The organism is Actinomycetospora chiangmaiensis DSM 45062, assembly GCF_000379625.1.
GTDB lineage: Bacteria > Actinomycetota > Actinomycetes > Mycobacteriales > Pseudonocardiaceae > Actinomycetospora > Actinomycetospora chiangmaiensis.
In genome coordinates this window covers 487,866-504,355 of record NZ_KB903217.1, presented here as the reverse complement: position 1 = coordinate 504,355, position 16,490 = coordinate 487,866, and the positions used below count along the sequence as shown (strand labels likewise).

18 protein-coding genes are annotated in these 16,490 nt (G+C 74.0%); 8 read left to right on the top strand and 10 right to left on the bottom strand.

Going from position 1 to position 16,490, the window contains the following annotated elements; translation table 11 throughout:
• Positions 1 to 67 precede the first annotated feature (67 nt).
• On the top strand, positions 68 to 439 hold the full coding sequence (locus A3CO_RS0102535) for a winged helix-turn-helix transcriptional regulator (RefSeq protein WP_018330662.1): 372 nt from the start codon (positions 68 to 70) through the stop codon (positions 437 to 439).
• Here the strand turns inward: A3CO_RS0102535 and A3CO_RS29725 are convergent.
• From A3CO_RS29725 to A3CO_RS0102510, 5 genes are all read right to left on the bottom strand, one after another.
• Positions 406 to 1,647: a glycoside hydrolase family 88 protein gene (locus tag A3CO_RS29725; RefSeq protein ID WP_157646935.1), complete on the bottom strand. Its 1,242-nt coding sequence runs from the start codon at positions 1,645 to 1,647 to the stop codon at positions 406 to 408. The two genes, A3CO_RS0102535 and A3CO_RS29725, sit on opposite strands and share 34 nt — an antisense overlap.
• Positions 1,648 to 1,775: 128 nt before the next feature.
• A complete protein-coding gene (locus A3CO_RS0102525) occupies positions 1,776 to 3,722 on the bottom strand; it encodes a primary-amine oxidase (protein ID WP_018330660.1) in 1,947 nt (648 codons plus the stop codon).
• Positions 3,719 to 5,263 carry an APC family permease gene (locus tag A3CO_RS29720; RefSeq protein WP_018330659.1) on the bottom strand — a complete coding sequence of 515 codons (1,545 nt, stop codon included), beginning with the start codon at positions 5,261 to 5,263 and terminating at the stop codon, positions 3,719 to 3,721. The genes A3CO_RS0102525 and A3CO_RS29720 overlap by 4 nt, the downstream gene beginning before the upstream one ends.
• Positions 5,264 to 5,422: 159 nt before the next feature.
• Positions 5,423 to 5,734, bottom strand: a complete 312-nt coding sequence (locus A3CO_RS0102515) for a DUF4326 domain-containing protein (protein ID WP_018330658.1) — start codon at positions 5,732 to 5,734, stop codon at positions 5,423 to 5,425.
• The gene (locus A3CO_RS0102510) at positions 5,713 to 6,921 is read right to left on the bottom strand and encodes a cysteine desulfurase-like protein (RefSeq protein ID WP_018330657.1); all 1,209 of its coding nucleotides are present in this window, start codon (positions 6,919 to 6,921) and stop codon (positions 5,713 to 5,715) included. The genes A3CO_RS0102515 and A3CO_RS0102510 overlap by 22 nt, the downstream gene beginning before the upstream one ends.
• 161 nt (positions 6,922 to 7,082) lie before the next feature.
• Between A3CO_RS0102510 and A3CO_RS0102505 the strand changes: the two genes are divergently transcribed.
• Positions 7,083 to 7,946 (top strand): hypothetical protein, encoded by an 864-nt coding sequence (locus A3CO_RS0102505; RefSeq protein WP_018330656.1) that lies wholly within the window; start codon positions 7,083 to 7,085, stop codon positions 7,944 to 7,946.
• Between the two features lie 358 nt (positions 7,947 to 8,304).
• Positions 8,305 to 8,475 (top strand): hypothetical protein, encoded by a 171-nt coding sequence (locus tag A3CO_RS0102500; RefSeq protein WP_157646934.1) that lies wholly within the window; start codon positions 8,305 to 8,307, stop codon positions 8,473 to 8,475.
• 88 nt (positions 8,476 to 8,563) lie between these two features.
• On the opposite strand, the gene A3CO_RS0102495 is transcribed toward A3CO_RS0102500, so the two are convergent.
• Positions 8,564 to 9,229: a hypothetical protein gene (locus tag A3CO_RS0102495; protein ID WP_018330654.1), complete on the bottom strand. Its 666-nt coding sequence runs from the start codon at positions 9,227 to 9,229 to the stop codon at positions 8,564 to 8,566.
• Positions 9,230 to 9,298: 69 nt separating this feature from the next.
• Between A3CO_RS0102495 and A3CO_RS35230 the strand changes: the two genes are divergently transcribed.
• From A3CO_RS35230 to A3CO_RS0102470, 5 genes are read left to right on the top strand one after another with little or no spacing between them, the layout of a single operon-like run.
• The gene (locus A3CO_RS35230) at positions 9,299 to 9,712 is read left to right on the top strand and encodes a helix-turn-helix transcriptional regulator (protein WP_018330653.1); all 414 of its coding nucleotides are present in this window, start codon (positions 9,299 to 9,301) and stop codon (positions 9,710 to 9,712) included.
• Positions 9,709 to 9,945: a HypC/HybG/HupF family hydrogenase formation chaperone gene (locus A3CO_RS0102485; RefSeq protein WP_026204216.1), complete on the top strand. Its 237-nt coding sequence runs from the start codon at positions 9,709 to 9,711 to the stop codon at positions 9,943 to 9,945. The genes A3CO_RS35230 and A3CO_RS0102485 overlap by 4 nt, the downstream gene beginning before the upstream one ends.
• Positions 9,942 to 12,218 carry a carbamoyltransferase HypF gene (gene hypF, locus A3CO_RS0102480; protein WP_018330651.1) on the top strand — a complete coding sequence of 759 codons (2,277 nt, stop codon included), beginning with the start codon at positions 9,942 to 9,944 and terminating at the stop codon, positions 12,216 to 12,218. Before A3CO_RS0102485 ends, hypF begins: the two co-directional genes overlap by 4 nt.
• 14 nt (positions 12,219 to 12,232) lie before the next feature.
• A complete protein-coding gene (locus A3CO_RS0102475; protein ID WP_018330650.1) occupies positions 12,233 to 12,835 on the top strand; it encodes an SIS domain-containing protein in 603 nt (200 codons plus the stop codon).
• Positions 12,832 to 13,494: a D-sedoheptulose-7-phosphate isomerase gene (locus A3CO_RS0102470; RefSeq protein ID WP_018330649.1), complete on the top strand. Its 663-nt coding sequence runs from the start codon at positions 12,832 to 12,834 to the stop codon at positions 13,492 to 13,494. The genes A3CO_RS0102475 and A3CO_RS0102470 overlap by 4 nt, the downstream gene beginning before the upstream one ends.
• 58 nt (positions 13,495 to 13,552) lie before the next feature.
• Here the strand turns inward: A3CO_RS0102470 and hypE are convergent, their stop codons facing one another.
• The 4 genes from hypE to A3CO_RS0102450 form a co-directional block, all read right to left on the bottom strand.
• Positions 13,553 to 14,632, bottom strand: coding sequence for a hydrogenase expression/formation protein HypE (gene hypE, locus A3CO_RS0102465; protein WP_026204215.1), 1,080 nt, complete (start codon positions 14,630 to 14,632; stop codon positions 13,553 to 13,555).
• A gap of 65 nt (positions 14,633 to 14,697) precedes the next feature.
• Complete coding sequence (gene hypD, locus A3CO_RS0102460; RefSeq protein ID WP_026204214.1) at positions 14,698 to 15,849, bottom strand: hydrogenase formation protein HypD; 1,152 nt, start codon at positions 15,847 to 15,849, stop codon at positions 14,698 to 14,700.
• Positions 15,850 to 15,854: 5 nt separating this feature from the next.
• The gene (locus tag A3CO_RS0102455; protein WP_018330646.1) at positions 15,855 to 16,130 is read right to left on the bottom strand and encodes a HypC/HybG/HupF family hydrogenase formation chaperone; all 276 of its coding nucleotides are present in this window, start codon (positions 16,128 to 16,130) and stop codon (positions 15,855 to 15,857) included.
• The gene (locus A3CO_RS0102450) at positions 16,131 to 16,490 is read right to left on the bottom strand and encodes a hydrogenase maturation nickel metallochaperone HypA (RefSeq protein ID WP_018330645.1); all 360 of its coding nucleotides are present in this window, start codon (positions 16,488 to 16,490) and stop codon (positions 16,131 to 16,133) included.

The following is a 16,490-nucleotide window of genomic DNA, read 5'->3' as shown; positions in this document are numbered from 1 at the left end:
GTCACTCACTTCCCGTCGGAGAGCGAGCACCTTGAAGTGCCGTAGGTACCTCGGAGATAGTGAGCAGGTGGACGCCGACCTCTTCGACGCGAGCTGCCCGAGCCGTCAGGCGCTGGACCGGATCGGGGACCGCTGGAGCGTCCTCGTCGTGAGCACCCTCGCGGCGGGCACGCTGCGCCACGGCGAGATCGCCGGCCGCATCGGCGGCATCACGCCGAAGATGCTCACGCAGACCCTGCGCGGCCTCGAACGCGACGGGCTGGTGCGGCGCACGGTGTACGCCGAGGTGCCGCCGCGGGTGGAGTACGCGCTCACCGGCCTCGGCCGCGATCTCGTCGGGCTCGTGCAGCAGCTCACGCGGTGGGCCGAGGTCCACATTCCCGACGTCGAGGCGGCGCGGGCGGACTACGACGCGCGGCCGACCGCCTCGAGGAAGTAGTAGTCGGCGTAGACCAGCCCGACGTCGACCTCGCTGCCCTGCGGCTTCCCCCCGGCGGCGTGCGCGAGCAGGGCGGGGCCGTCCGGGGCGACGTCGCGGGTCGCGAGCTCGTCGAGCGTCTCGAGCGCCGCCTGCCGGTAGCGGGCGTCCCCGGTCTGCGCGGCGAGGTCGAGCAGGCCGGACGCGGCGACGGCGGCCGCACTCGTGTCGCGCTCCTCGCCCGGCCGCGAGAAGTCCCACGGCGGCACACGGGCGCCCGGCGCGGTGTGCGCGAGCCACCAGTCCGCGGCCTTCCGGGCGGCCGCGAGCAGCTCCGCGTTGCCGGCCACGCGGGCCTGCGCCGCGAAGCCGTGGATGGCCCAGCCCTGCCCGCGGCTCCAGGTCGAGTCAGGTGCGGCGCCCTGCCACGTGTCGCGCTTCACCAGCTGTCCCGACGACGGGTCGAACACGGCCACGTGCGCGATGCTCCCGTCGGGGCGCATGTTCGTCGTCGAGGCCGTGAGCGCGTGCTGGGTCGCGAGACCCTTCCAGGCCGGGTCGCCGCCCGGCAGGGCCGCCGCGCGGTCGAGCAGCGCCAGGTTCATCACCGTGTCGATGATGACGGGGAACCGCCACGACCCGCGCTTGTCGTCGTCGCCCTCGGTGTCCCAGCTCTTGATCGCCTTCACGGTCGGCGAGTACCGGGTGGCGAGCGACCGCGCGGCGGTGACGACCTGCTGCGCGCCCTGCCCGGTCTGGTCCTGCTGGGCGCCGAAGCTGTCGTCCACCACGAAGCCGAGGTCGTGGGTGTCCGTGCGCGTGACCTGCCCGGCGATCGGCGCGGTCCACCGCTGCGCCCGCGCGACCCAGGCCGGGTCCCGCGTCAGCGTGTGCGCGAGCCAGAGCTCGCCGGGGAAGAAGCCGGAGGTCCAGTCGTCGACCGGCTTCGTGGTCCACGTGCCCTTCCCGGCGGTCACGGACCGGGGATAGCCCTGGGCGGGGTCGAGGCTGTCGGCGTTCGCGGCGAGCCGCTCGTACGCGGTCGGGAGGACGCGCTGCACGGCCGCGGAAAGGGCATCCGCGCTGCTCGGAGCGGGCGTCGACACCGGAGCCGGAGACATCGCCGACGCCGGGGACGGCGCCGGCACCGGCACCGACCCGGCGTCGGGAACGGAGCCGCAGCCGGCCAGCAGCACCCCCACCAGAACCACACCTGCCACAGCCGTCACACGGCGAGCATGCCCAGCACCGGCCACCATGGCGCGGCACCGTAGCCCGATCGGGGTGCGCTGCGCGCCTGTGAGCACTTGTCCGTGTCCTGGCACGGAGAAGTACTCACAGGCCGCGGGCACCTCCGCTAGTGGCAGGGCTCCCCGTGCGCGGCGCTCGCCGGGAGGTCCAGGGCCGGGTTGCCGTCGAAGAACCCGGACGGCCGGAGCATGAAGCCGATCGTCGACACCGGCATCACCGGCCAGTCCTCCGGTCGCACCACGTGGTGGGCGCCGAAGGTGTACCAGACGACGACGTCGGAGCCCTCGAGCGGACGGTCGCCCTCGAGGTAGTGCGGCAGGCCCGTCCCCACCGGCGCCTGCAGCGGGTAGTCGCCCGCGGCGAAGCGCTGGGACGGGTCGTTCGCGGTGACCCAGAGCGTGTGCTCGGTGAAACCGGACCGCGGGGCGAAGACGGCCTCCGGCGAGTACATCGGCGGCACCGTCGAGCCGGGCATCAGCGCATAGGCGGTCGGCGCGCCCGTCGGTCCGGTCTCCGTGGCGCTCTCGATCTTCCAGAACCGTGCCCGCTCGGGCGCCGTGTCGCGGGCGCCGCCGGCCTCCGAGGTGATCGGCGTCCGGGTGGTCACCCACGCGTTCCCGTGCGGGTTCGCCGGGCCGGGCGGGGAGGGCGTCGAATCGATCTCGGTGACCGTGTTCGCCGCGCCGTCGACCGTCATGTCGAGCCGCACGCAGAAGAAGTGCTGGTGGTGCGGGCCGTAGAGGCCGGGGGCGACGAGCGTGCCGTGCTCGGGGACGTCACCGACCGGGATGGCGCCGGTGGAGATCACGCCGGAGAGCTTGACCTCGTACTCGATCATGCCGTCGTTGTAGAGGTACCAGAAGTAGCCGTACTCGTAGTTCCCGACGGTGACGATCGAGGAGATGACGAGGCGGCGCCGGCGGCGGACCTCGACCTTCTCGGTGCGGAAGTCGGTGTGCTTCCACGCGATCCCGGTGTCCTCCTCGTGCATGCAGATCGCGTTCGGGATGACGACGGCCCCGCCGTCCTGGTCGTTGACGACGCCGTCGAAGTACTGGATGTGGCCGACGCAGTCGCACCCCAGGGTCAGCGGGTTGGCGAGCCAGCCGACGCCGTACTCGCCCTGGTCGAAGACGTTCTTGAACCGGTGGGTCGGCGCCGGGTCGCCGTAGGGCACGTACATCTCGGCGAGCGAGGCGCGGTGCAGGATCGGGCGGCGGGTGCCGCGGTCGTCGTAGGACACGTCGTGCAGGACGAGTCCCTCGCGCGGCGTGAACCCGATCCGCAGGTGCCACTTCTGCCAGGACACGGCGTGGCCGTCGATCGTGAAGCTCGGCCCCTCGGGCTGCGTGATCTCGATCGGCTTGACGTCGTCGCGGATCGTCTCGACCCGCGGCACGTTGGCCGGGTCGTGGATCCAGGGCTGCTCGTAGTTGGCGGGCTGCGGCGGCAGGTCGACGATCCCGTGGTCCTCGATGTCCACGACCTCCCGCAGGTCGAGGTCCACGGTGACGATCAGACCCTCGACCGGCCGGGCGTAGCCGTGCTCCCCCGGCGCGGAGCGCAGCCACGTCAGCGGCCGCACGATGCGTCGGGCCGTCGGGTCGTCCGCCGGGCCGGTCCACGACGACGCCCACGGGTCGATCATGGCCAGGTCGAACTGCTCGATCCCGCGCCGCCGCATGGCCTCCTGCCAGCGCGGGTCGGCGCGGACGATGTCCTCGGTGGCGAAGAACTCCTCCGCCATGATCGGCGCCTGCGCCCCCGGACGCGGGACCCACGCCACGACCGACTGGTCGGTCAGCGAGACGACCGCCTCGTAGAGCGTCCTGTCGGCCCGCTCGTAGACGACCAGCTCGGCCTCCCGGGGGAGGTCACGGCCGCTCGCGAGGTCCGCCTTCGACGGCTCGTGGAGGTGGATGAAGACGAAGCGGGCCATCGGGCCGAGCCCCCGCGCCTCCTTGAGGATCGCCGCCGCGGCGGCCACCTCGTCGGCGGTCAGCGGCTCGAGCGGGTGGGTGACGGAGACCTGGGGTTCGTCCAGCGCGGTCATCGGGCGACCTCCTGCGGGGCGTCGAGCTCGGGGTCGGACAGGGAGAAGTGGCCGAGTCCCGCGTACACCTCGGGCCTCCTCGTGCGCAGGACCAGGGCGATGACGACGCCGACGGCGAAGATCACCACCGGCACGTACGGCAGCAGGGTGATGAACGGGACGCCCTCCGCAGCGGCGAGCGCGGCGCGGTTGTCGACGAGCAGGTAGCACGCGCCGACCATGGCCGCGCACCCCACGACGGGCGCGACCAGCGTCGTCAGGACGTTGAAGCCGTCCCGGCCGGTCGTCAGGAAGTAGCGGATGATCGCGACGCAGACCAGCGCCTGCACGGCGAGGATGCCGAGCACCCCGAGCAGGGGCGACCAGGTGCCGAGCTTGGTCAGCGCGGCCTCCGTCGAGGGGTCGTAGAGGGTGAAGCCGAGCATGTAGAGCGCGACGATCGCCGTCGTCGTCATGGCCGCGACGCCGGGCCCGTGGTGCTTCGAGGTCCGCGCGAGCGCCCGCGGCAGGACGCCCTCCCGGCCGAGCGCGAACAGGTACCGCGCCGAGGTGTTGTAGAACGCCATGGCGCACGCGAACGAGCTGGTGACCGCCAGGATCTCGAGGATCACGGTCAGCCAGCCGCCGACGAAGCGGTCGGAGAGCGGGTAGAAGGCCGAGGCGTACGTGCCGTTCAGCTGGTCGGACACGGCCTGCACGCTGCCCGTGAGTCCCCAGCCGGTGACGAAGGCGTACGAGACGAACATGTAGAAGATGCCGAGCCCGATCACCGACCCGTAGGTCGCGATCGACGCGATCCGGTGCGGGTCGCGGGACTCCTCGGCGTAGTTCGGCGCCATCTCGAAGCCGACCCAGGACCAGAAGGCCGCGAACAGGGCGATGCCGGCCGCCGTCGTCCCGAAGATCTGCAGCGCGCCGGCGTTGCCGAACACCTGCGAGGGGTCGAACGGCGCGGCCGAGAAGCCCTGGGCGCCACCGGCCACGAAGACGGCCAGCGAGAGGACGATCAGGGCGAGCACCTCGGCGACGAGCATGACGCCGAGCACCTTCGCGGTGAGCTCGATGTGGAACCAGGCGAGCAGACTCATCACCGCGAGACCGAGGGCCATGTAGAGCCAGGCCGGCAGCGCGAGCCCGGTGAACGTCTCGACGGTCGTGGCCGCGAAGTAGCCCATGACGCCGATGACGGCGCCGACGAAGATCATGTAGCAGAGCGCGATGAGCAGCCCCGAGCCGACGCCCACCACGCGGCCGAGCCCCCGGCTGACGAACGTGTAGAAGCCCCCCGCGCTCGTCACCCGCTTCGACATCGCGATGTAGCCGACCGAGAAGATCGTGAGCGCGATCGTCGCGATCCCGAACGCGGCGGGCGCGGCCCAGCCACCGCCGTTGACCGCGACGGGGACGTTGAAGAGCATCGCCGTCAGCGGGGCGGCCCCGGTGACGATGCAGAAGAGGACCGAGGGCAGGCCGAGGGCGTTGTCGGCGAGGCGGCCGTGCCGGGCCTCGGGTGGCGCTGTGGGTGGAGCGGTGGCGGTCATCGAGCTCCTTCGAGCCGGGGCGGGGGCCCGTCCACTCTCAGAAGGTCATGTGTCCTCCATGTCACCGACACGTCAAGCCGCACGCCGATGACCTGTGCGAAGGGGACGATCCGGACCCGTCATGACGGCGGGTGCACGCCCGGTCGCGCTGTGCTGGCTCTACGGATCTCCGCCGGCGGCGACCCGCAGCAGCACGTCGGCGTGGCACGCCTCGTCGGGGCGGCACCAGCACGCGAGGTCGTGACCCGCCAGCTCCTCCCGTGCCCGCTCGATCAGCTCGGGGTGCTCGCCGAGCCAGCGGCGGTAGAGCGCGATCATCAGGTCGCGGTCGAGCGTGACCGTCGTGCCGTCGACGTCGAGCGTCTCGCCGAGCTTGAACGGGTTGCCCCACGACGACGGCCGCGCGACGGTGACGGCCCCCTCGGGCTTGCGCCAGCCCTTGGCGCGCCTCAGCTGGATCCGTTCCGGCACGCCTCCCCCAACGAGTTCAGCAGGCGGTCGACGTCGTCGTCGTCCGAGTAGGGCGCGAGCCCGATCCGCAGCCCGCCCTCGTCGCCGAGACCGAGCCGCCGGGCGGGCTCGAGGGCGTAGAACGACCCGCTCGGGGCGAACACGCCGTGGTCGGCGAGGAACGCCGAGGCCTCCCGGCCGCCGCCGGGGAGCCGCACGAGCAGCGTCGGCGTGCGGTGGCGCGCCCGACTCAGCACCTCCACGGGCAGCGCCGCGAGGCCGTCCTCGATGCGCCGTCGCAGCCGGTCCTCGTGCGCCTCGACCGCGGCCATCCCGACGACGAGCCGGTGCCGGCGGGTGCGGTCGTCCCCGCCGAGAGAGGCGAGGACGTCGACCGCCGCGGTGGTACCGGCCAGCAGCTCGTAGGGCAGCGTCCCCAGCTCGAAGCGCTCCGGGACGGCGTCGGTCGAGGGCAGCAGCTTGTCCGGGTGCAGCGTCTCGAGGAACGCGGGGGCGGCGGCGAGCACCCCGCAGTGGGGTCCGAGGAACTTGTAGGGCGAGCAGAGGAAGACGTCCGCGCCGAGCGCGGCGACGTCGATCGACGCGTGGGCGGTGAGGTGCACGCCGTCGACCACGACCAGGGCCCCGCGGGCGTGCACCGCCGCGGCGATCGCGGGCAGGTCGGGCCGCGTGCCGATCAGGTTGGACGCGCCGGTCACCGCGACGAGCCGGGTGCGGTCGGACAGGACCGTCGCCACGTCGTCGAGCTCGCCGGTCGCCGGGTCGAGGTCCAGCCACCGCACCGTCGCCCCGGCGCGCTCGGCCGCGATCACCCACGGCCGGACGTTCGCGTCGTGGTCGAGCCGGGTCACCACCACCTCGTCGCCGCGGCACCAGCCCACGGCCAGGGTGCGGGCGAGCGACATCGTCAGTTCGGTCATGGACCGGCCGAAGACGATCCCGCCGGGGTCGGCGGCCAGCAGGTCGGCCATCGCCTGCCGCGCGGCGAGGACGACCAGCTCCGCGTTCCGCGCTGCCGGGTAGGTCGTGCCGCGGTTGGCGATCGGCGACGTCAACGTGTCGGCGACCGCCCGCGCGACCTCGACCGGCACCTGCGACCCGCCGGGCCCGTCGAAATGCGCGTACCCCGCATCCAGCGCCGGGAACCGGGCGCGCAGGGCGGCGACGTCGTAGGCGGGGTCCGGCACCCGCTCATCCTCGCGCGTCGACCCCGGAGCGGCAGAAGACCGCTGTAACGATCAAGGAATCCTGCCGATAGACGCCTCGACACAGCCAGCCGGACCAGTCGGGGGACGACATGTCGGTGGACGCGCGACGGAGTGCTCACGTTCGGTACGAGGACGACGCGGTGACGGCGCCGATCGCGATCCCGCCGCAGGCGCGGGTGGCCCCGTGGGCACCGACGCAGCGGGGCGCGCAGCACGTGGCCGCTCCGGTCGCACCCGCCCCGGTCGCGCAGATCCGAGGGGCCGGCACCCCGTCCGCTCCGGTGGCCACCGCGCGTGCCGTGAAGCGTCGTCGGAAGTGGCCCTGGATCGTCGCCGCCGCGTTCCTGCTCCTGGTCATCGTCTCGGTGGCCAGTCAGGGTCCTGCGGCTGCGCCCACTGCCGCTACCGGGTCCACCGCCGCGGCCGGTTCCGCCCCGGCCGCCGGGAGCGCCGCACCTACGGGCACGACCGCCCCGGCGGCGCCGGCCTTCGTCCCGAAGACGTACTCCGGGAAGGGCGACGACGTCGTGACCATCGAGAAGCCCGAGGGCACGGCCGTCATGGCCTTCTCCTGCCCCAAGTGCTCCGGCAACACGATCGTCCAGAGCGACGGCGCGGAGTCGCTGCTCGTGAACACGATCGGCTCCTACAGCGGGAAGAAGTGGCTCGACGCGCAGTCGGGGAGCACGACGAGCCGGCTGACGATCAAGGCGACCGGGTCGTGGACGGTGAAGATCGGCGGCCTGGACCAGGCGACCCAGGCGAACGGCCCGGTCTCGGGCAAGGGCGACGACGTGATCCAGCTCGCGGGCAACTCGTCCACGGCGGCCGTCACCAACAAGGGCGAGGGCAACTTCATCGTCCAGGCGGTGTCCGGCAGCAGCCTGTTCGGTACCGACCTGGCGGTCAACGAGATCGGCTCGTACACCGGCACGGTTCCGCTGAACGCCCCGGCGCTGGTCCAGGTGACGTCCGAGGGCTCCTGGAGCATCACGCCCGGCTGACCGACCTGATCCTCCGACGACGAGCCCGGGCCTGCGCCCGGGCTCGTCGTCGTGTCGGCGCCTCCACCTCCGGCCGGCCGAGACGTCACGGATCAGCCCGGAGCAGGCCCGATGGGTGACACCTCGGGGCCGCGGTCCGGGGGCTGAACCCGGGGAGCCCCCGCCGGACGACACCTCGACACCCGCCGGGGGATACGGCCGATCGAGGCCACGGATACGCCGACCGAAGGATTCCGGCTGCCAATTCATCCGATCCGGGACCTGCGGCGTTTCGGGGTAACGGATGCCGACCATTCTGCGGATACACGTGCGACGACCGGCGCGACGGGCGCGCCGGGCGGGAAGCGGGGTGGACGTGATGGACGAGCAGCTCATGGGTTCGGCGAACGTGATCACGCAGCGTCCGCTCGCACCCGTCCCCACGCCCGCCGAGCGGCCGGCGCCGCGCTGGCGCGAGGCCGTCGGTGCCGCCGTGCTGCTGTCGATCGTCGACACCGTGCGCGAGCAGGAGACCGCGGCCACCGCGTAGCCGCGTCCCACCGCGCGAACGACTCTCGCGCCAATCGCGTTCGTCAGGCTGCTCCGCCGCCCGGACGTCTGAGCCCGGGCCTCTCAGGTCAGACGCCGACCAGCGACTCGGCGATACGCCCGCTCCAGACCACCCGGCCCGCGCCGCCGAGTTCCTCCGCCCCGCGGCGGCCGGCGAGCAGCAGCAGCAACGCCCCGGCGTCCGCGTCCACCTCCGCCGTCGGGACCGCGGCGCCCTCCCCCACCCGGACGATGCGGTCGATCACCACCGGGCCGTTCGCGCCGTCGCGCACCAGCAGGTGCAGGCAGGCCGCGCGGGCGCCCGTGCGCAGGAGCAGCCGGGGCACGAAGCCGATGGCGAGCCGGCACGCGGCCACCGCGGCCGGGGCCGCGGCCGCCGGGTCGAGCTCGAGGCCGAGCGCCTCGTGCAGGTCGTGGGCGTGCAGGCACATGTCGAGGCACTGTGCCTGCAGCGTCCGTTCGGACGGCGCCGCCGTGAGGACGGCACGCTCCGCCCGCTCGTGGGCCGTGGCGAGCGCGGCACGCAGCCGGTCCGGTCCGGCGTAGTGCACTCCGGTCAGATGGGTGACGAGGCCGGCGACGTCCGTCCCGCCGGTCCCCAGCACCGCCGAGGCCACGGCGTCGGGCGCACCGGAGGGGACCAGCGGCCGCGACCAGTCGACGGCGTCCATGCCCGCGACGGCGTCGTCGGTGGCGTCCCAGAGCCGCAGCAGGGCCCGCGACACGTCGTCCATCTCGACCGCCGCCCTCGTCGATTGCGTTACCGCAGACCTTGGCAACGCACAAATCGAGGAGCACGATAGGTGACCCAGAACACACACGGCAAGGCGGGCGGGGGCTCCGCGATGGGCGAGTGCGAACCACGGAACTTCGTCCGCCCGTGCCTGCTGCTGCTCCTCCGGGAACGACCGGCGCACGGGTACGACCTCGTCGAACGCCTCCACGCCACCTTCATCGACGACCTCGACGCCGGTGGGGTCTACCGCACGCTGCGCGCCTTCGAGCGCGAGGGGCTCGTGCGCTCGACGTGGTCGACCTCCGGGTCCGGGCCCGCTCGGCGCACGTACTCGCTGACGGCCGCCGGCACCGACACCCTGCGCCACCAGATCGAGCTGCTCGAGGTGACCCACCACCTCGTGCACCGCTTCCTGACCCGCTGCGGGGAGGCCGCCCTGGCCCCGAGCGGCGGTCGGGACCGGCGGGAGGCGGCCCCGTGACCGGGCCGTCTCCCTGCGCCGGCGAGGTCTGCGTGACCTGCGCCGACGAGGCCGTCCCGGTGCGGGTGGTGGCGGTGCTCGACGGCGCCCTCGCGCGGGTCGAGACCGGTCTCGGCGTCGAGGAGATCTCGGTCGCGCTCGTCGACGCCGCGGTCGGGGACGTCGTGCTGGTGCACGCGAAGGAGGCCATCGCGCGTCTCGACGCGGCCGCCGATCCCGCGGGCGCGGGGTGACCGCCGCCGCGGAGCGCTGCCGCGTGCAGGTCCGGGTGTCGGGGATCGTGCAGGGCGTCGGGTTCCGCCCCTACGTGCACGCGCTCGCGACGGCGCACGATCTCGGCGGGTTCGTCGGCAACGACGGCACCGGGGTGCTCGCCGAGGTCGAGGGCCGCCTCGAGGGGGTCGACGCGTTCCTCGCCGCGCTGCGCCGGGAACCGCCCGCCCTCGCCGTCGTCGAGTCCGTGACGACGGCCGTGGTGGCGCCGCGGGGCGAGTCGACGTTCGTCATCGGGGTCAGCTCCGTGACCGGGCGGCGCGACGCGCTGGTCTCCGCGGACACCGCGACCTGCGACGACTGCCTCGCCGAGCTCGCCGACCCGGCCGACCGGCGCCACCGCTACCCCTTCGTCAACTGCACGCGCTGCGGCCCCCGGTTCACGATCGTCCGCGCCGTCCCCTACGACCGCGCCACGACGACCATGGCGGGCTTCGCGATGTGTGCCGCGTGTGCCGCGGAGTACCGCGACCCGGCCGACCGCCGCTTCCATGCACAGCCGACCTGCTGCCCGGCGTGCGGGCCGACGCTGCGGCTCGGCGACCGCTCCGGGGATGCGGCGCTGCGGGCGGCGGCCGGTCTGCTCGCCGACGGCGCCGTGCTCGCGGTCAAGGGCCTCGGCGGGTACCACCTCGCCGCGCGGGCCGACGACGAGGCCGCCGTCGCGCGGCTGCGGGCGCGCAAGCACCGTGCGGAGAAGGCGTTCGCGGTGATGGTCGCCGACGTCGCGACCGCCCGCGGGCTCGTCGTCGTCGACGATGCGGCCGCGGCCGTGCTGTCCTCGCGGCGCCGCCCGATCACGCTGCTGCGGCGCCGGCCCGGGGCGGCGGTGGCGGCCGCCGTCGCGCCGGGGAACCGCGACCTCGGCGTCCTGCTCCCCTACACCGGGCTGCACCACCTGCTCGCCGCCGAGCTCGGCGTCCCGTTCGTGCTGACCAGCGGGAACCTCTCCGACGAACCCATCGCCGTCGACGACGCGGACGCCGCGGACCGGCTCGCGCCGCTCGTGGACGCCTTCCTGACCCACGACCGCCCGATCCACGTGCGGACGGAGGATTCGGTGGTCCGGATGCACCGGGGCCGTGAGCTGCCGGTCCGCCGGGCGCGGGGGTACGCCCCGGAGCCGGTGGCGCTCGGGTTCGGGGCCCTGCGGCCGGTGCTGGGGCTCGGCGCGGAGGTCAAGAGCACGGTCTGCCTCGTCCGCGGTCGGCGGGCGTTCCTCTCCCCGCACCTGGGCGACCTCACCAATCCCGAGGCGCTGCGATCCTTCCGGCACATGACCGGCCACCTCGCGCGGCTCTTCGACGTCGAGCCCGTCGTGCTCGCCCACGACCGCCACCCCGAGTACCTCTCGACGGCCGAGGCGCTGGCGCGGGCGGACGCGGAGCCGGACCTGGCCCTGGTCGGCGTGCAGCACCACCACGCGCACGTGGCGGCCTGCCTGGCCGAGCACGGGCGGGGTCCCGACGACCCGCCCGTGCTCGGCGTCGCGTTCGACGGCACCGGGCTGGGAGACGACGGCACGATCTGGGGCGGGGAGCTGCTGCTGGCCGACCTCGCGGGCTACGAGCGGGTCGGACACCTGGCGTGTGTGCCCCTGCCGGGCGGGGCGGCGGCGGTGCGCGAGCCGTGGCGGATGGTCGTCGCCCACCTGCCGGAGGCGCGGGGGCTCGCTGTTCGGGATCGCCACGCCGAGCGCTGGGACGCGGTCGCCTCGATGGCGCGACGCGGCGTGCGGTCGCCGGCGACGTCGAGCGTCGGGCGGCTCTTCGACGCCGTCGCCGCGCTGCTGGACGTCCGGGACACCGTGACCTACGAGGGCCAGGCGGCGATCGAGCTCGAACAGCGTGTCGACCCCTCCGAGCGGCGCGGATACCCCGTCCGGGTGCGTGACGGCGTGCTCGAGGGGACCGACCTCGTGCAGGCCGCGGCCGACGACCTGCGCGCGGGCGTCGCCGTCGGGCGGATCGCCGCGCGGTTCCACCACGGGCTCGCGGATGCGACCGTCGGGGCCGTGGCCGAGGCGGCCGGGGAGCGCGGCGTCGGAACCGTGGCGCTCTCCGGTGGGGTGTTCGTCAACGAGGTGCTGCTCGAGCGCGTCCGGACGGGGCTCGAGGCGGCCGGGCTGGATGTCCTCGTGCCGAGCCGGGTGCCGTGCAACGACGGCGGGATCAGCCTCGGGCAGGCCGCGGTGGCGGCGGCGCAGGACGTGCGTCGGGGAGTGGTGGGGTGAGCGGCGTGGGTGATGTGGAGTCCGCGGCCGTCGTCGCGGCGTTCGACCGGCGGCGGTCCGCGACGGCCGCGCTCGCCGACGAGGCCGAGGGGGTCGCGGCCGCGTGCCGGGCGATGGCGGGCCGCTTCGCCGCGGGCGGGCGGCTGCTGACCTTCGGCAACGGGACGGCCGCGGCGGACGCGGCGCACCTCGCGGTCGAGTTCGTGCACCCCGTCATCGTCGGGAAGCGGGCCCTGCCGGCGGTATCGCTGGCGAACGACGCTGCGACGCTCACGGCGGCCCTGACGGCCGGTGGGCCGCACGAGACGTTCGCGACCCCGCTCCGTGCGCTGGCCGCGTCGGAAGACATCGCCCTGGGCCTGTCGATCCATGGGCACTGCGAGAACGTCGCGCACGCCCTCGAGGTCGCGCACGAGCACGGTCTCCTCACGGTCGCGCTCGCCGGGGGCGACGGCGGCCTGCTCGCCGGGTCGCCCGACGTCGACCACCTGGTGCTCGCGCGGTCGTCGGACCCGGCCGTGGTCCGGGAGATGCACGTGACGATCTACCACGTGCTCTGGGAGCTGGTGCACGTGTTCCTCGAGAACCCCGACTCGCTGCCGGGGCGCGTCGCGTGAGCGGGGGGCTGGAGTCGCTCTACCCGTTCCTCTACGCGGCGACGGGGGCGTCGGGCGCGTCGGCCGCGGACCGCGTGCTCGGGGAGGTGGCCCGGTCGACCCGCGAGAAGGTCGCCGAGATCGACGCGCTGCGGCTGCGGGTGGCGGGCGAGCAGGCCGAGGGCCTGGCCGCGTGCGCTCGTGCGGTGGCGGACTCGTTCCGGTCGGGCGGGCGGCTGTTCGCGTTCGGGAACGGCGGGAGCAGCACGGACGCCCAGGCAGTTGCGGCGTCGTTCATGCGCCCGGACGGTCTCGGCGCGGGACTGCCCGCCGTCGCCCTCACCGCCGACGTCGCGGCCCTCACGGCGTTGTCCAACGACGTCTCCTTCGAGGTGGTGTTCGCCCGGCCGCTGGCGGCGATGGGTCGGCCGGGGGACGTCGCGTTCGGGCTCTCGACGAGCGGGGGATCGTCGAACGTGCTGGCGGGGTTGGCGGCCGCGCGACGGGTCGGGATGGTGACCGTCGGGCTGGCGGGCGGTGACGGCGGGCGGATGGCCGAGCCCGGCACCGTCGACCACCTGTTCGTCATGCCCTCGTCGTCGGTACACCGGATCCAGGAGGCACAGACCAGCGTCTACCAGGTGCTGGCCGAGCTCGTCCGCGAGACGTTCCGGGTATGAGACCGGAGGCGGCAGACCCGCCGGACGGGGTCGGTCTCGACGCCGGCGAAACGGGCCCTCAGCAGATCCGGGGCAACGGATCCCCGACGAGCACGTCGACGATCCGCGTGCCGCCGAAGGCCGTGCGGAGCAGGACGAGCCCGGGCGGGTCCTCGGCGACCCGCCCGATGACGGCGGACTCCGCGCCGGTCGGATGGGCCCGCATCGCCGCGAGGACGGCCTCGGCGCGCTCCTCGGCGACCACGGCCACCAGGCGGCCCTCGCACGCGATGTAGAGCGGGTCGATGCCGAGCAGCTCGGCCGCGCCGGTGACCTCCGTGCGCACCGGCACGGCCGCCTCGTCGACGACGACCGCGGCCCCCGACGCCCGCGCGATCTCGTTGAGGATCGTGGCCACGCCGCCGCGGGTCGCGTCACGCATGACGCGGACCCCGTCGCCGCCCGCGTCGAGGAGATCGGCGCAGAGCGAGTGCAGCGGCGCGGTGTCGGAGACGAGGTCGGACTCCACGTCGAGGTCGCCGCGCGCGAGCATCACGGTGACGCCGTGGTCGCCGATCGGGCCGGAGACGATCACGACGTCGCCGGGGCGGGCGGCGCCCGCGTCGAGCACGACCGACCGGTCCAGCAGCCCGACCCCGGCGGTGGTGATGAAGCAGCCGTCGGCCTTGCCGCGCTCGACGACCTTCGTGTCACCGGTGACGATCCGCACCCCCGCCGCGTCGGCGGCCACGGCCATCGCGTCCACGATGCGGCGGAGGTCCTCGACCGCGAAGCCCTCCTCGAGCACGAAGCCCGCCGAGAGGTGCAGCGGGCGGGCGCCGGAGACGGCGAGGTCGTTGACGGTGCCGTTGACCGCGAGGTCGCCGATCGAGCCGCCGGGGAAGAACAGCGGGGAGACCACGTAGGAGTCGGTGGTGAAGGCGATGCGGGTGTCGCCGACCCCGATCCCGACGGCCGCCGCGTCGCCGAGCCGCTCGAGCTCGGGATTCCGGAAGGCGTCGAGGAACACCGCCTCGATCAACGTGCTCGTCGCCCTGCCACCCGCCCCGTGCGCGAGCGTGATCCGCTCCTCGCGCACCCGCGGCCGGCGCCGGCGCGCCCGCTCGATGCGCTCGAGGACCTGCTCCTCGGTCCGCAGGTGCTCGGACCCGGCGTGGGCCGCGACCGCGTCCTCGGCCCAGGTGGCCCTCTCGGGGGTGGAGGTCATCGCCGCATCACCACCGGGTCGGCGAGCAGAGTGGCCCCGCGGACGCGGGCCCGGCTGAAGCGCCCGAAGTTGTAGTACGCCGCGCACGCCCCCTCCGACGAGACCATGCACGTCCCGATGGGCGTCTCCGGGGTGCACGCGGTGCCGAACACCTTGCACTCCCACGGCTCGAGGACGCCCTTGAGCACCTCACCGCACTGGCACGCCTTCGGGTCGGCCACCCGCACCCCGGGGACGTCGAAGAGGCGCTCGGCGTCGAACGCCGCGAACTCCTCACGGAGCTGCATGGCCGAGTGCGAGATGAAGCCCAGGCCCCGCCACTCGAACCAGGGCCGCAGCTCCATCACGCGGCCGATCACCTCGAGCGCGCGCCGGTTCCCGTCCCACGGGACGACGCGGCTGTACTGGTTCTCGACCTCGCAGCGCCCCTCGGCGAGCTGACGCATCAGCCAGTGGACGGACTGGAGGATGTCCAGCGGCTCGAACCCGGCCGTGACCAGCGGTTTCGCGTGGTCGCGGGCGATGAACTCGTAGGGCCGGCACCCGATGACCGTCGAGACGTGGCCCGGGCCGAGGAAGCCGTCCAGACGCAGGTCGGGCGAGTCCAGGATGGCCTTGATCGCCGGGATGATCGTGACGTGGTTGGCGAAGACCGCGAAGTTCTCCAGCCCCTCGGCCTGCGCACGGAGCACCGTCATCGCCGTCGACGGCGCCGTCGTCTCGAAACCGATCGCCATGAACACGACGCGCCGGTCGGGGTTGTTCCGCGCGATCTTCAGCGCGTCCAGCGGCGAGTACACCATCCGGATGTCGGCCCCGGCGGCCTTCGCGTCGAAGAACGAACCGTGCCCGCCGGGCACCCGCATCATGTCCCCGAACGCCGTCATGATCACGTCGTCGTGCTCGGCGATCGCGATGGCGTCGTCGACGCGGCCCATCGGCAGCACGCAGACGGGGCAGCCCGGGCCGTGCACGAGCCGGACGTCGTCGGGCAGGTGGTCCTCCAACCCGTGCTTGTAGATCGTGTGCGTGTGCCCGCCGCACACCTCCATGAACGCGTAGCGCCGCCCGGGCTCGCACAGCTCGGCGATGCCCCGCGCCAGGTGGCGGGCGGCCTCGGGGTCCCGGAACTCGTCGACGAAGCGCATCGGGCTCACCCCACGTCCGTCGTCGCGAAGTCCTGCAGTTCCTGGTCGTAGGCCGGGCCCAGCCGGCGCAGCACACGCAGCGCCGACGCGGCCTCCTCCTCGTCGATCCTCGCGAGGGCGAAGCCGACGTGGATGAGGATCCAGTCGCCGACGGCGAGCGCCTCCTCTCCGGCCAGCAGCCCGACGTTGACCTTGCGCCGGACGCCGCTGACCGCCACCAGCGCCAGGTCCGTGTCGTCGTGGGGCAGCTCGACCAGCTCGCCCGGGATGCCGAGGCACATCTAGCCCACCTCCTGTTCGGTGCGGGTGTCGGTCAGGGTGATCGACTCCAGGACGAGGTCGTCCCCGGCGAGGAGGTCGAGGTCGTGGGCGCCGCAGGTCCCGCAGGCGACGACGAGCTCGTCGCCCGTGGTCGTGGCGGCGCACCCGCGGCAGCGCACGCGGACGGCGACCTCGACGACGTCCAGGGCCGCCCCCGCGGCGACCCCGCCGTCGGCGACCATCGCGAAGGCGGCGTCGAAGACGTCGCGGTCGAGGCGCTGCAGCGCCCCGACGTGCAGGCGCACGGCGCGCACGTCCCGGCCGGCGGCGCGCGCCTCGACGGCGTCGAGCACCGCCGCGGCGACGCCGAACTCGTGCAC

Excerpts from the sequence above, each read along its gene's own strand:
- A3CO_RS0102525 (WP_018330660.1), bottom strand. The coding sequence starts at position 3,722 with ATGACCGCGCTGGACGAACCCCAGGTCTCCGTCACCCACCCGCTCGAG.
- A3CO_RS29720 (WP_018330659.1), bottom strand. The coding sequence starts at position 5,263 with ATGACCGCCACCGCTCCACCCACAGCGCCACCCGAGGCCCGGCACGGC.
- A3CO_RS0102500 (WP_157646934.1), top strand. The coding sequence starts at position 8,305 with ATGGACGAGCAGCTCATGGGTTCGGCGAACGTGATCACGCAGCGTCCG.
- A3CO_RS0102495 (WP_018330654.1), bottom strand. The coding sequence starts at position 9,229 with ATGGACGACGTGTCGCGGGCCCTGCTGCGGCTCTGGGACGCCACCGAC.
- hypD (WP_026204214.1), bottom strand. The coding sequence starts at position 15,849 with ATGCGCTTCGTCGACGAGTTCCGGGACCCCGAGGCCGCCCGCCACCTG.
- A3CO_RS0102455 (WP_018330646.1), bottom strand. The coding sequence starts at position 16,130 with ATGTGCCTCGGCATCCCGGGCGAGCTGGTCGAGCTGCCCCACGACGAC.